This is a genomic window from Acidimicrobiales bacterium (assembly GCA_035316325.1).
Lineage (GTDB): Bacteria > Actinomycetota > Acidimicrobiia > Acidimicrobiales > VFJN01 > DASXTK01.
On sequence record DATHJB010000148.1, the window covers coordinates 38422 to 50998 of the forward strand.

Annotated in this window: 15 protein-coding genes and 1 tRNA gene; 7 read left to right on the forward strand and 9 right to left on the reverse strand. The window is 69.4% G+C overall.

Annotation, left to right across the window (positions count from 1 at the left end; all coding sequences use genetic code 11):
• Positions 1-24: 24 nt before the first annotated feature.
• The 7 genes from VK611_19635 to VK611_19665 form a co-directional block, all read right to left on the reverse strand.
• Complete coding sequence (locus VK611_19635) at positions 25-321, reverse strand: hypothetical protein (GenBank protein HMG43552.1); 297 nt, start codon at positions 319-321, stop codon at positions 25-27.
• A gap of 209 nt (positions 322-530) precedes the next feature.
• A complete protein-coding gene (locus VK611_19640) occupies positions 531-1031 on the reverse strand; it encodes an NUDIX hydrolase (protein ID HMG43553.1) in 501 nt (166 codons plus the stop codon).
• The gene (locus VK611_19645) at positions 1028-2485 is read right to left on the reverse strand and encodes a helix-turn-helix domain-containing protein (GenBank protein HMG43554.1); all 1458 of its coding nucleotides are present in this window, start codon (positions 2483-2485) and stop codon (positions 1028-1030) included. Before VK611_19645 ends, VK611_19640 begins: the two co-directional genes overlap by 4 nt.
• Before the next feature lie 138 nt (positions 2486-2623).
• Positions 2624-3241 (reverse strand): hypothetical protein, encoded by a 618-nt coding sequence (locus VK611_19650; GenBank protein HMG43555.1) that lies wholly within the window; start codon positions 3239-3241, stop codon positions 2624-2626.
• Positions 3238-4707, reverse strand: coding sequence for a hypothetical protein (locus tag VK611_19655; GenBank protein HMG43556.1), 1470 nt, complete (start codon positions 4705-4707; stop codon positions 3238-3240). Before VK611_19655 ends, VK611_19650 begins: the two co-directional genes overlap by 4 nt.
• A gap of 190 nt (positions 4708-4897) precedes the next feature.
• The gene (locus VK611_19660; protein ID HMG43557.1) at positions 4898-6076 is read right to left on the reverse strand and encodes a hypothetical protein; all 1179 of its coding nucleotides are present in this window, start codon (positions 6074-6076) and stop codon (positions 4898-4900) included.
• A complete protein-coding gene (locus VK611_19665; protein HMG43558.1) occupies positions 6015-6836 on the reverse strand; it encodes a DUF2637 domain-containing protein in 822 nt (273 codons plus the stop codon). Before VK611_19665 ends, VK611_19660 begins: the two co-directional genes overlap by 62 nt.
• Positions 6837-6903: 67 nt before the next feature.
• On the opposite strand from VK611_19665, the gene VK611_19670 reads away from it, so the two are divergent.
• From VK611_19670 to VK611_19680, 3 genes are all read left to right on the forward strand, one after another.
• Complete coding sequence (locus VK611_19670) at positions 6904-7077, forward strand: hypothetical protein (protein ID HMG43559.1); 174 nt, start codon at positions 6904-6906, stop codon at positions 7075-7077.
• A gap of 69 nt (positions 7078-7146) precedes the next feature.
• Positions 7147-8094: an ArsA-related P-loop ATPase gene (locus tag VK611_19675; protein ID HMG43560.1), complete on the forward strand. Its 948-nt coding sequence runs from the start codon at positions 7147-7149 to the stop codon at positions 8092-8094.
• Positions 8091-9209 (forward strand): ArsA family ATPase, encoded by a 1119-nt coding sequence (locus tag VK611_19680; protein ID HMG43561.1) that lies wholly within the window; start codon positions 8091-8093, stop codon positions 9207-9209. Before VK611_19675 ends, VK611_19680 begins: the two co-directional genes overlap by 4 nt.
• A 12-nt stretch (positions 9210-9221) precedes the next feature.
• On the opposite strand, the gene VK611_19685 is transcribed toward VK611_19680, so the two are convergent.
• Positions 9222-9578 (reverse strand): STAS domain-containing protein, encoded by a 357-nt coding sequence (locus VK611_19685; GenBank protein HMG43562.1) that lies wholly within the window; start codon positions 9576-9578, stop codon positions 9222-9224.
• Between the two features lie 117 nt (positions 9579-9695).
• Here VK611_19685 and VK611_19690 point away from each other — a divergent pair, with 117 nt between their 5' ends.
• From VK611_19690 to VK611_19705, 4 genes are all read left to right on the forward strand, one after another.
• Positions 9696-10100 carry a response regulator gene (locus tag VK611_19690; GenBank protein HMG43563.1) on the forward strand — a complete coding sequence of 135 codons (405 nt, stop codon included), beginning with the start codon at positions 9696-9698 and terminating at the stop codon, positions 10098-10100.
• Between the two features lie 59 nt (positions 10101-10159).
• Positions 10160-10236: transfer RNA gene (locus VK611_19695), tRNA-Pro, on the forward strand.
• A gap of 55 nt (positions 10237-10291) precedes the next feature.
• Positions 10292-11191 (forward strand): hypothetical protein, encoded by a 900-nt coding sequence (locus VK611_19700; GenBank protein HMG43564.1) that lies wholly within the window; start codon positions 10292-10294, stop codon positions 11189-11191.
• 21 nt (positions 11192-11212) lie between these two features.
• Positions 11213-11494, forward strand: a complete 282-nt coding sequence (locus tag VK611_19705; GenBank protein ID HMG43565.1) for a MazG nucleotide pyrophosphohydrolase domain-containing protein — start codon at positions 11213-11215, stop codon at positions 11492-11494.
• Positions 11495-11562: 68 nt separating this feature from the next.
• Here the strand turns inward: VK611_19705 and VK611_19710 are convergent.
• The coding region (locus VK611_19710) for an aspartate-semialdehyde dehydrogenase (protein HMG43566.1) at positions 11563-12577 on the reverse strand (1015 nt) is incomplete at its 5' end.

Sequence of the window (12577 nt, forward strand, 5' to 3'; positions counted from 1 at the left end):
GAATCGAACCGACGGCGAACACGGTCACCCTTGCTCACCGACCGCCGAAGGCCCGGCCGCCCGCTGACCCATCAACTGGTCCGACGCCATCCGCAGCTCCACCGCCGCTTCTGCCGACGTCTGCTCCAGCCCAAGAAGGCGTCGGTCCAGCGACTCCGTCATGTTTTCGTGTGCCGCTCGGTAGCCGGTGACCTCGCGGCGGAGCGCCGCCATCTCGCCTTCGATCCGGCCTAACGCAACATTGCAACGTCGCCAACAGCCGGCCAGGAACGCCAGCACAACCGCAGACGTCAGGCCCAGAGAGACCGCCTCGAGCGTCACGAGACCCGCTCAGGTCGGCCGTCCTCGGACCCAGGCTCACAGAGGTGCGGAAGACTCGGCCACATGCCCAGCAGGGTCTGCCGTCGGACGCCTTCACGTCCATTGCCCCAGCTAAGGAGCTGTATCGCTGGTGCTATCCAAGCGTGCGGCCACGATCAGAGCTGCACTCCGAAACACATTCGCGTCGGACGTCAGCCCAGGACGTGGACCTACCGACGCAGCATCTCGTCGTAGTCGACGGTCCCGGCCTCTCGCGCTTCGCTGGCTCGTCGGAGACGATCGGCGACGTCGGGACGTAGCCGTCGCTTGGCGACGTCGGGTTCAGCGAATTCGAATGCAGTGATCTCGGGATCGCTGATCCTCATGGCAGCGATGTCGACCTCGCTGAGGGTTCCGCCGTCGAAGATGAAGACGAGTTGGTCGTCCCAAGGATCGCGTGGACCAACCCAGTCGATCAGCAAGAGCCGGCCGACAGCGATGCGGAGGTTCAGCTCCTCGCGCAGCTCGCGCTCGGCCGCGGTCCGGGGCGGCTCGTTGGCTTCGGCCATACCGCCGGGAAGATCCCAATGCTCCTTGTAGCTCGGGTTGACCAACAGCACCCGACCGGCTTGGTCGCGAATGAGCACATCAGCGGCGACCCGCTTGCGAGCTTGTCGAGCGTTCCCCTCGGCCAGGTACGCGTACCGGGCCGGATCGTCGGGATCGGTCACGTCGGCCACAACGTGCTGCTGTCGTCAGGGGCCTGCTTGCCGCGGACGGAGGTGAGCTCGGAGAGGAACGCTGTCACGTCCGGGACATTCTGGTGTGGCTGGAGCCGATGCCCGAGCTTGTCGAGGCGGCGACACACCTGGTCAGAAGCCAGGGACGCGGCGAGGCCACAGGCAGCGAGCCCCAGCACCGCTGCCTCGTCCAACCGTCCGGCATCGGCGAGCACGCCGGCCAGAGTGAGCTGGGCCAAGGCACGGCTCCGGGCACGGTCCTTGCCCCGCAGCCCGAGCGCACGGCGGGCCGCATCCTCGGCCGCAGCCAGCTCCCCGAGCGCCGCGAGGCACGCCGCCGCCTCGCTGGCCAGCGAGCCCTCGTCGAAGGGCGACAGCCACTCGGTCTCGCCTGTGGTGCTGTTCGAGTCGGCCAGACTCCGTTCCGCGCTCCTCAACGTCGATAGGCATTCCTGCTTTGCCCCCTGACGAGCCAGGGCTGCGGCACGCATGGCCAGCAAGCGGGCCACGAGCGGCGCGATGTTGGGTCCCTGACGTGCGTTGTCGAGGCCGAGGTCGGCCAGGCGGAGAGCGTGGTCGTGCTCGTCGAGCTGCCCGGCCAGGTGCGACATCGAGGCACAGACGTTGCCGACGAGTGCAGGGCTCCCGGCCGACGACGCCAGGCGGAAGGCGTGTGCCAGGTGCTTCCGGGCCCGAGTGTCGTCCCCTGCTTCGTGCGCCATCCAGCCGGCAGCCTCCGTGAGGGATGCCGCGGCCGCGAAGAGCTGCGGTTGCGTCGATCCCCCGACGGCAGCGAGCAGCCCCGGTGCGACCTCGTCTCGGAGGTAGCGGGAGACGGGCCCGTACAGGCGGCCGCCGCCGACCTGCCGGTCAGCCACCTGGAACGCCGTCGCCATCGCCCGGATGGCGCCAATGTCGACCACCGTCGTGCTGCTCTCCGTCATCGCCGGGCTCGCCCACAGCGCAACCTGTGCCACGTCGTTCACCGTTGGCGGACGGTCGGCGGTCCCGCCCCGAGCTGATCCGACCGGTTCATCACCTGGCAATGCAGGTGCCTGAGTACGACGACTCGGCAGAGGAAGGAGCTCGGCGGGGGTTTCGAGACCGTCGAGGAACTCGATGATCCTGTTGACGTTCGTCAGCTGGCGGTCGCCGGACTCGAGCTGCGAGAGGAACCCTTGGCTGAGCCCGGTCATGTGGGCCAGATCCTCCTGGCGCAACCCGGCCCGCTGCCGCAGAAGCCGCGCCACCACGCCGAAGTCCCAGCTGGCGAGCGCTTCCCGCAGCTCGGCGTCGGTCCAGACCTCAGAGGAGACGGCCGGCGAGTTCCTCCGCAGGTCGCGGAGCGACCGGCGACAGGTGGAGCAGCAGTTCCCGCCGTTGTAGCGGCTCAGGGCGCAGCCACAGCCCTCGCAGGCGCGCTCGGGTGTCCGGTGATCAGCCATGACGCCCTCCAGGTATTCGACCTGCCTCAACGTACTGCGCCCGCCACGACCTGGGACCAAGGCGACCTGGGCTGACCGGTGGGAAGGTAATCGAGCCCCACTACCTCGCCGCTTAGGGCGTCGAGAGGTCCGGCCCGATCAGGGCGACCGTGTCCCGGTCACGCGGGACCGGATGTACGCCACTCGCTCGGACCGGCTCCAAGCGGCGCGGTCGATGGTTAGGAGCACCAGGTCCCAATATCGTCCCCCGGCCCAGATCATCTCCAGGAGACGACCTTCGATCTGGAAGACGTCGCCGATCCCGCTCTCGAGACGGCTGAGGTTGAACTCCGGTACCTCCATGACGAGCTTCCGGAAGGGCCAGCAGTCGAACAGGTGCTCCACGAAGATCCACGACGCCTCCATGAACGAGAGGTCGAGGCTGGTCGCAGGAGAAAATCGTCCGGCCGACAGAAACGCCGTCCCTGAGGCCTGATCGGCGTTGTAGCACTGGAACCAGGCCAAGGGTTGCCCCTCGGGGCGATTCAACGCCAGGTATTGGCACAGCACGCCGGCCCAGACTGACGAAGCGAACGTCTCCGGCGACCTCACCGCTCCTCGATGGCGCCATGTGGCGCCCAGCAGGTTGACCTCGGCCCGTCGCAGGAACTCGTAGTGGCTCGGGCTGACCGGATCGAGGACGATCCTCTCAGTCTTCAGCGGGGCCGGCTTCCAGCTGTCGCCAGCCGCAAAGCCAGCGTGGGCATCAGCACTCACTGGCCGTCGAACGATAGGTAGCTGTTCACGAGCCGATGATCGGAGCAGAACACGACTGTCCCTGGGCAGTCGGCTCCTCCGGGGAACGGTTCGCCATCTGCCGGTAGGAGGTGCACGTCCTTCAGCAGCGGGTGACCGATGCTGGACATCACGTGGTCCACCTGGCGCCCTGTGCCTCCGCCGTCTATCCAGGTCTCTCCCTCCGCAGGGTCGGCGTCGCGGAAGTCGGCCCAGAACGACCGTCCTCTCTTCAGGACGGACAGGAACTCCATCTCATTGCGGTCGAGATACAGGTCGCCGGCGAAGTTCACGGGTTCTCCCGTGGCCGCCTGCGCGAACCGGACGATGTCCGTGTACTCCACGAACTGGTTGTGGCTGGGATGCGTGCCGTCGTCTCTCAGGTGCTGCAGGTGCGTCGAGCACGCATAGCCCTTGGTCCCGAACAAGCCTGCCGTCATGCAGACTGCGCCGCGCCCCTCGGCATCCGGAGTCTGCTCTTGGTAGCGCCACCCGCATTGGCTGCCGACCCCGTCGTTGTAGCAGTTGGCCGACGCTTCGTGGCCGGCACCGATCGTGACCACCGCTGTCCCGTAGTCGGTCGAGCCGCTGGCGCCACACTCTCCGATCTCCCGGGCGTGGACGAACATCGCGTACGAATACTCGACGCCGTAGGTGAAGGAGAGCCACTCCACGAGGGCCTCGACCTGACCCCGGCAGGCTTCGTTGATGCTGAAGGCGATCGGGAAGCCGAAGTCCAGCACTTCGGCCTCCAGCGGCTCGATCGCGCTCATGGCTTGACCGTTGTTGATGATGCTGCCGGAGATGTTGTGGTGGATCACCTGTGGCATGAAGGTGTGGGCGACCTCCACATCGATTGAGCCCGTGCCGGGAGGCAAGCCAGTGGAGGCGACGGAGAGCTGGTACGTGCCTGTCTCGTCCAGCTCACCGAGGTCATACGACAGGTTCCCGCAGTTACCCACTCGGATCGCTTGGCTGTCCGGCGTGAAGATGTGGACGACACAGCTCCCCGGGATCGAGTTGTTGCTCGCCCTGACTGTCAGCGCTTGTCCCTCGAGACCCTGGAACGTGACACGGGGTTGATGGCCTGGTGCTTCAACCGCGATCGAGACCGGCCCGTCACCTGGAGCGATCGAGCCGATCAGGTTCTCCGGCACGTCGTACGCCTGCAGGGTGACCGAGCCGAAGGCGTTCTCGTCGATCGGCTGGACGCTGAGGGTCAGCGTCCCGTCGCGGAACCGGTCGAACAACAGCGGTGGGTCGACAAACCGTTCACATTCCCCGACGAAGACGCCGAAGCCGCCGTTTCCACCAGTCACGAGGGGCCCCGAGACGGAGAACGTACAGTCACCGGGAATCGTGGCGGCCGAGAGAAGGACCGACACACGCCGGCCGGGGGCCTTCTGTAGCGTGACAGTGGCGGGATCGAAGGGTTCGTCGATCGTCACGGTCCTCGGAGGGCCTCCAGGGATCAACTGGCCCTGGGGCGAGGCCGGAGAGGCCGACGCAGTCGCCTCTGCGGGAGAAGGACGTGCCGTTCCCCAAGCGATCGGCGCTAGTGGCAGGGCCAAGGCCACGACACCGGCTGCCGTCTGGCGGCGAGCCGCCGTTCGCCGGTCCTTGTTCCTGCGTGCCGCTCTATTCGACATCGACCGCTCCGGTGTCGTTGTCGACCACCAGCAGACCGTCACCCACCAGGACCGCACCTCCGTCGGATGCCTCGGCGTCGACGTCGCCGGCTTGAGCGACACTCCCGTCGGCGCCCAGAGCGAACACCTGGTCGTTCGATCGGATGAGCACATCGCCGTTGGGCTGCGCGCCGACGATGTCGGGAAGTGTGCTCACGATCTGGTTCTCCCCGCCCTTCAGTCCAGCGACGACGTCGGCGAGAGGTGAGAGACCGAGCGACTCCTGGTCGACGCTGGCGATGACCGGGTCGGCGCCGGTCACGTAGATGGAGACGAGCGGGTCTCTCTCCTGCAGACAAGCCAGGTCCATCGTGCCGACGCTCCGGTGAGCGGAAAGATCGCCGAGCCTCGCACGCGGTCCCTCTTCCCATCGCCCGTCTGGCTGCAGTCGCGCCAAGCTGACTTCCTCGGCCTCGAGTTGATCGCCTGCCGGATCCAAGGAATGCGACCGAGCGTGTAGCACCGCCCCGTCGGCGTCGACGCAGAACGGCGTAGCCGAAAGTGACAGAGAGCTGGCCAGCCCGTCCCCGAGCACCGAGAACTCGTCAGATCCGGGATCGAACGTGCCGAATCGGATCCGTCCGCCGCCGCTCAGAGCGAGCACGGCGCGATCGTTGACGGAGCCGAACACCTGTAGCTCGCCCCCACCCGTAACCGTGTCCCCAGACCAGGCCACGCCGTCGAGGAAGTCCTCAGGGAAGGGATGAGCTTCCCACTCCGAGTCGCCCTCGCTCTTCGTCCACATCGTCGGAACGCGGGCACCGCACAAGAGCATCTCGCCGCCGCCGAAGGTGCAGTCCTGACCACCGAGGACGAGCGTCTCTCCTACCTGAACCCCGGACAGGCCTTCGACGATGCCGTCAGCGGGGAGGGCCGGAAGCTGGATCGGCTGCCTGTTGTCGCCGATGGTCCACATCTCGTAGACGGGACTGTACGAACCATCCCCGTTCGGAGTGGCGCCGCCTCCGACGACCACGATGTCGTCCGAGATCGGAACGGCGCGGCGACCTTCAGCTTTCGGAAGATCGCTCACCTGTTGGGCGGCCCCGGTCTCGATCGCCGGATCGTCATTGGCCGAGCAGCCGCTGACGACAGCGACAGCGATGACTGCGGCCAGACTCGCGCACACGAACCGACGATCCGCCTGTCTGACCCCAGCCCGCCTCATATGTCGCCATCCTGAACGCGCCGGTGGAAAAGTCAAACCTCCGTTGGTCTGTTCGTAGCCTCGCCTTTAGGTCAGCCGACTGCCTTGACGGCTCGGCTGAGAGTGGATGAGGCGGTGGGTGCCGACGAGGGCGAGAGGGGGCCAGGCGGCCTTCGATCGTGGGGTCGGCGGCGGCGACGTTGGCGGCGATGGAGACGGCGATACCGAGGGCGAGCCACCAGCGGCCTTCTGGGCCGCCGAGGCGGAGGGCGATGAAGACGACGCCGTCGACGGTGATCGGGAACATGCGGGCGATCCAGATGCTCTCGCCGGCCGTCGTCGCCACCTCCAGCATGTGGCCGTAGGACGCAGCTAGCGCGACCAGGGCGACGACGAGCATCGCCAGCGTGTCGAGCTTCGACCGGCCTGTCGTCATCCGATCGGTCGGGTCGGGCGTTCCGGCCGGGACGTGGCCGACTCCCGTTCCGGGCGGAACGGAGACGACGTTCCGGGGCGTTGGCGCGGTGGTCGTGCCGGGCGCTGGTCCTTCGTCTGTCCTTCGGGCGAGGGAGATCTGCTTCCGGCCCCAGCGGTCGGTCCGGCCGAAGCGGCGGCCGACGTCGGCGCCGCACAAGGACTCGCCGGCGGAGTCGGCCTGGCGCACCAGGTCCTGGGCGGCTGCCCGCGCCTCGGCGTCGGTCAGGTCGTGGCCGTTCGTCCGGGCCAGGTCAGTCACGGTCATGGCCGACCCCCTTTGCGAGCGGGGGGCGGGCTCGGCCCGTGCACCGGCCGTCGTCACTGTGCAGGAGGTGGAGGAGGTGCTGCCGCAGCTCGACGAAGTCACGACCGCCGAACGGGCCGTAGCCATGGGACTCGACGACCTTGGCCACGTCGAGGATCAGGCCCACCGTGAAGCGGCGGGTGGACGCTGGGGCCGGATCGCTGGGTTCCTCTACGGTGTCGCTGTCCATGTCGGGGAGTGATCCTTTCGAGTGATTGGCTCACAGGAATGGCTCACATGGACGACGTTTGGCCTGCTCAGAGGGTGATTCTTGGATCCTGCTCAGTTCTTCGCTGCATCTCGGCTGGTCGTCGTGGCCGGCAAGGGCGGGGTCGGCAAGACGACGGTCAGCGCAGCGCTGGCCCGAGCCGCCGCCCTCGTCGGTTTGTCGACCCTCGTGGTCGAGGTGGAGGGGCGTTCGGGGCTGCCCGCGATGTTCGGAAAGCCGGACCTCACCTACGACGAGATCGTGCTCGCCGAGGGGGTCCGGGCCCGCACGATCACGCCTGACCAGGCGCTGCTCGAGTACCTGCGGGACCACGGGCTGTCGCGCATCTCCAAGCGGCTGGTCGCCTCGGGCGCGCTCGACGTGGTGGCGACGGCGGCTCCGGGGATCAAGGACATCCTGCTGCTGGGCAAGGTGAAGCAGCTCGAGCGTTCCGGGACGGCCGACCTGATCGTGCTCGACGCGCCCGCGGCCGGGCACGCCGTCACCTTCCTGCAGTCGGCGCGGGGATTGCTCGACGCGGTGAGCGTCGGGCCCATCAACACCCAGGCCCGCGACGTGCTCGACCTGCTGGAGGACCACCGGCGCTGCCAGGTGGTGCTGGTCACCATCCCGGAGGAGACGCCGGTCAACGAGGCGGTCGACACGGCGTACCTGCTGGAGGACCGGGTCGGCGTGAGCCTCGGGCCGATCGTGGTCAACGGCCTCTACCCGGAGCTCGCCGGCATCGGGGCCGACCCGCTGGCTGCGGCGGCTGCCGCTGATGTGGCGCTGCGGGACGGCGAGGCGTCGGCCCTGGCCGCAGCCGCCGACTTCCGGCGTCGGCGCACCGCCCTCCAGGACGAGCAGGTGGGTCGGCTGGCCGCCGATCTGCCGCTGCCGCAGCTGCGCATGCCGTTCCTCTTCACCGCCGCCATCGGTCCCGCCGAGGTCGACGCGCTGGCCCACGGTCTGCTGGCCGAGATCCGGACGCTGACCGAGCTACCGGCATGACGACGGGTCCCTCCGAGTCGCAACAGCAGCTGCTCCGGCTGGTGACGGACCGGCAGATCGTCGTGTGCTGCGGCTCCGGCGGGGTGGGCAAGACCACCACGGCGGCCGTCGTCGCCCTGCAGGCGGCCCGGTTGGGACGGCGGACCGTCGTCGTCACCATCGATCCCGCCAAGCGCCTCGCCGACGCCCTCGGCCTCGACGGCCTCACCGGCGAGCCCAGCCGCATCGACGGCGACTGGCCCGGCGAGCTGTGGGCGATGATGCTCGACACCAAGTCGACCTTCGACGCCCTCGTCGTCAACTACGCCACCGACCCGGCGCAGGCCGAGCGCATCCTGGCCAACCGCTTCTACCGCAACATCTCCGAGGCGCTGTCGGGCACCCAGGAGTACATGGCGATGGAGAAGCTCTACGAGCTCCACGGCGACGCCGACTACGACCTCGTGGTGGTCGACACCCCGCCCACCCGCCACGCCCTCGACTTCCTCGACGCCCCGCGCCGGCTGTCGCACTTCCTGGAGCACCGGCTGTTCCGGCTGCTGGTGTCGCCGAAGAGCGGGCTGGTGCGGGCGGTCAACGTGGCGGCGCAGACGTTCCTGCGATCCGTGTCGCGGGTGGTGGGCGGCGACGTGATCGACGACGCCGTCGCGTTCTTCCAGGCGTTCGAGGGCATGGAGGAGGGGTTCCGCGAGCGGGCCGACCGGGTCAACGCGCTGCTGTCGGCATCGGGGACGACGGCGTTCCTGCTGGTCGCGTCGGCCCGGCGCGACACCCTGCAGGAGGCGCAGTTCTTCGCCGACCGGCTCCACGAGGCCGGCATCGGGGTGGAGGGCCTGGTCGTCAACCGGGTGCACCCGTCGTTCGGTGACGGGCTGGCGGAGGCGACGCGCTCACGGGCGTCGACGCTGGCCGGGACGCCGCTGGGCGACCTCTACGCCAACCTCGCCGACTTCCAGGCCGTGGCCGCCCGCGAGCGCGAGCACCTGGCGGGCCTGGAGGGGGCGGTGGCGTCGGCGCCCGTGGTGTGGGTGCCGTTCCTGGGTCAGGACGTCCACGACCTCGACGGCATGGCCGAGGTCGCCGGCCTCCTGTTCGGCGACGGGCGCGAGCGCTAGTCCTCCGGGCCCTCAGTCCTCGATGCTGGTGGCGGCCTCGCGCAGGGCCGCAGCGGCGGCGTCGACGGTCTCGGTGACGGGGACGATGCGGTCGAAGCCCGTGGTGTGCAGCAGGCGCGTGAGGGTGGGGCGGCTGCATGCCACCGCCACGTCACCGCCGGCTTCGCGGGCGCGGCGGATGCCGCCGATCAGGGCACCGAGCCCGGCCGAGTCCATGAACGGCACAGACGAGAGATCGATGAGCAAGTAACGCTGATCCGCCAGCTTCGCCAATGAGTCACGGAACTGTCCGACCGTGTAGGCGTCGAGCTCACCCACCGGCCGGCAGACCGTGTGGTCAGGTGTGTCCTCCACCTGTATGTCGAGCACTGCTTTCCTCCCGGGGTCGCCCGGCGATGCTAGCGGGGTGTGCTCGGCAGGTCGGCAGCACGCCCGCTGGTGCCGGTGCTGGCACGAGACCGTTCCCGGCCTTTAGCCTCCCCAACCGTGTCAGACGTGTTGATCGCCACAGATGCGGACTGGATCCATGCCGACGTCGATGCTGCGTTGGCCGACAGGTCGACCACCGTGCGTCGGGTTCGCTCGGGGCGGGAGGTCGCCGATGCGGTGCGTGAGCACAAGCCGGCCCTGGTCGTGCTCGACCTCCAGATCGGCAACATGGGCGGCGTGGCGACGTACCTGTTCCTGGAGCAGGAGATGGAGGCCCGTCGGTTGCCGGCGGCGCCCGTGCTGCTGCTGCTCGACCGTCCGGCCGACGTGCCGATGGCCCGCCGGGTCGACGTCGACGGGTGGCTGGTCAAGCCGCTCGACTCGCTCCGCCTGCGCAAGGCCGCCGAGGCGTTGATGAGGTGGGACACCTACCACGAGCCTTCCGGGCTGGCGACCGCCTGACTCTCCGTTAGTGGTTCGAGTGGCTCTGCGGAGGGAGCTAAGCTCGTCTCTCCGGTCAACGGGATGTGGCTCAGTTTGGTAGAGCACCGCGTTCGGGACGCGGGGGTCGTGGGTTCAAATCCCGCCATCCCGACCAGGAAGGCGATGTCGGCGGGCAGTCGTAGCATCGGTGGGTGGTCGATGTTGCAAGCATGGAGATGCGACGGCGGTTGGTCGCGCATCTGCGGCGGCGGGGGTACCTGCGGGATCGGCGGATCGGGCGGGCGTTCTTGGAGGTGCCGCGTGAGGCCTTCCTGCCCGACGAGCTGAGCAAGGTCGGGCTCCCCGGCGTGTATCGAGACGACGCCATCGTCACCCGCCGTGACCCCGCCACCCGGCAGCCGACGTCGTCGTCGTCGCAGCCGGCGATCATGGCCGTGATGCTGGAGATGCTCGACGTGCAGCCCGGGCACCGGGTGCTCGAGATCGGCGCCGGCACCGGCTACAACGCCGCCCTCCTCCGGCACCTGGCCGATCCGGACGGCCTCGTCGTGACCGTCGACCTCGACGTCGACGCGGCTGTCGCCGCCGCCCGGGCGCTGCGGGGGCTCCACGCGCGGGTCCATGTCGTGGTGGCCGACGGCACCCGCGGCCTGCCGGGCATGGCTCCCGTCGACCGCCTGGAGGTGACGGCGTCGAGCGACGTCGTGCCCCGGGCGTGGTACGAGCAACTCGCCGTCGGCGCCCGGCTGGTGATGCCGCTGCGCCTCAGCGAGGCCGCCGACCGGGTGCACGCGGTCACGGCGTTCGTGAAGGTCGACGGCGGGTTCGACTCGGTGGCCGTCACGTCGGGCGGGTTCATGCCGCTCCGGCGACCCGCGGCCGAGTCGCCGGAGCCCGAGAGGGACGTGACCACCGCCCCGCCGCTGACCATCACCCCCGTGTGGCCCGTGCCCGAGCAGCCCCTCCGGCGGGGCCCGTGGACCGACATCGCCCGCGACGACGTCAGCCGCCTCCGCATCGTCGTCCGCTACGAGGAGCGTCGCCCCCGCACCCGCTGGGCCGTCCGCCGCGACGACCACTGGATCGGCATCGACAAGCTGCTGGCCTAGTCACGCCCTAGCGTCGCCGGGATGGACCTGCGGAGCTTCCAGCGCAACATGGCCGACACCTACGGCGTGCGGGACGGCGAGCGGGGCGTGCCGGCGACCGTGGCGTGGCTCACCGAGGAGCTGGGCGAGCTGGCCCAGGCCGTGCGCAAGGGCACCCGGGAGCAGCAGCTCCACGAGCTGGGCGACGTGCTGGCCTGGCTGGCGTCGCTGGCCGAGCAGCTCGAGCTCAGCCTCGACGATGCGGCCGCCCGCTACGCCGACGGCTGCCCGGCCTGCGGCGGGCGCCCCTGCACCTGCCCCTGAGCCGCCCGGTGGCGCCACGTCTTTGAAGAGAAATGGCCCTATTGGGGGCGGTTTCCTTCAAAGAGCGTCTAGCCGCGGGTGGCGAGGAGCTCGGCGATCTGGACGGCGTTGAGGGCGGCGCCCTTGCGCAGGTTGTCGTTGGACACGAACAGGGCGAGGCCGTGCTCGACGGTCTCGTCGCGGCGCACCCGGCCCACGTAGGACGGGTCCTTGCCGGCGGCCATCAGCGGCGTCGGCACGTCGACCACCGCGACGCCGGGCGCGCTCCGCAGCAGCTCGACGGCGTCCGAGGGGGACAGCGGCCGGTCGAACTCGGCGTTGATCGACAGCGAGTGGCCCGTGAACACCGGTACCCGGACGCAGGTCGCCGACACCGGCAGGTCCGGGATGGCGAGGATCTTGCGGCTCTCGTTGCGGAGCTTCTGCTCCTCGTCGGTCTCGCCCCTGCCGTCGTCGACCCACGAGCCGGCCAGCGGCAGCACGTTGAACGCCAACGGGGCGGCGAACACGGCGGGCTCGGGGAACTCCACGGCCGAGCCGTCGAAGGTGAGGGCGCTGGCCCGGTCGGCCACCTTGCGGGCCTGCTCGTCGAGCTCGGCGACGCCGGCCAGCCCGCCACCCGACACGGCCTGGTAGGTGCTGACCACCAGTCGCTTCAGCCCGGCGGCCCGGTGCAGGGGCGCCATGACCGGCATGAACGCCATCGTGGTGCAGTTCGGGTTGGCCACGATGCCCTTGGGGATGTGGTCGAGGGCGTCCGGGTTGACCTCGGAGACGACGAGGGGCACGTCGGGGTCCATCCGCCAGGCCGACGAGTTGTCGACCACGATCGCCCCGCTGTCGACGAAACGGGGCGCCAGCTCCTTGGACGCCCCCTTGCCGACGGAGAAGAGGGCGAGGTCGAGGCCCGTGTAGTCGGCGGTGGCGGCGTCCTCGATGACGACCTCGTCGCCCTTCCACGGCAGCGTCTGGCCGGCGGACCGGGCCGAGGCGAAGTACCTGATCTGGTCGACCGGGAAGTCCCGCTCGGCCAGCACATCCCGCATGACGCCACCGACCTGGCCGGTGGCTCCGACGACTCCT

What these genes read in the sequence shown, in the direction of transcription:
- VK611_19645 (HMG43554.1), bottom strand. Translation starts at nt 2,485, where the DNA reads ATGGCTGATCACCGGACACCCGAGCGCGCCTGCGAGGGCTGTGGCTGC.
- VK611_19665 (HMG43558.1), bottom strand. Translation starts at nt 6,836, where the DNA reads ATGACCGTGACTGACCTGGCCCGGACGAACGGCCACGACCTGACCGAC.
- VK611_19680 (HMG43561.1), top strand. Translation starts at nt 8,091, where the DNA reads ATGACGACGGGTCCCTCCGAGTCGCAACAGCAGCTGCTCCGGCTGGTG.
- VK611_19700 (HMG43564.1), top strand. Translation starts at nt 10,292, where the DNA reads ATGGAGATGCGACGGCGGTTGGTCGCGCATCTGCGGCGGCGGGGGTAC.
- VK611_19705 (HMG43565.1), top strand. Translation starts at nt 11,213, where the DNA reads ATGGACCTGCGGAGCTTCCAGCGCAACATGGCCGACACCTACGGCGTG.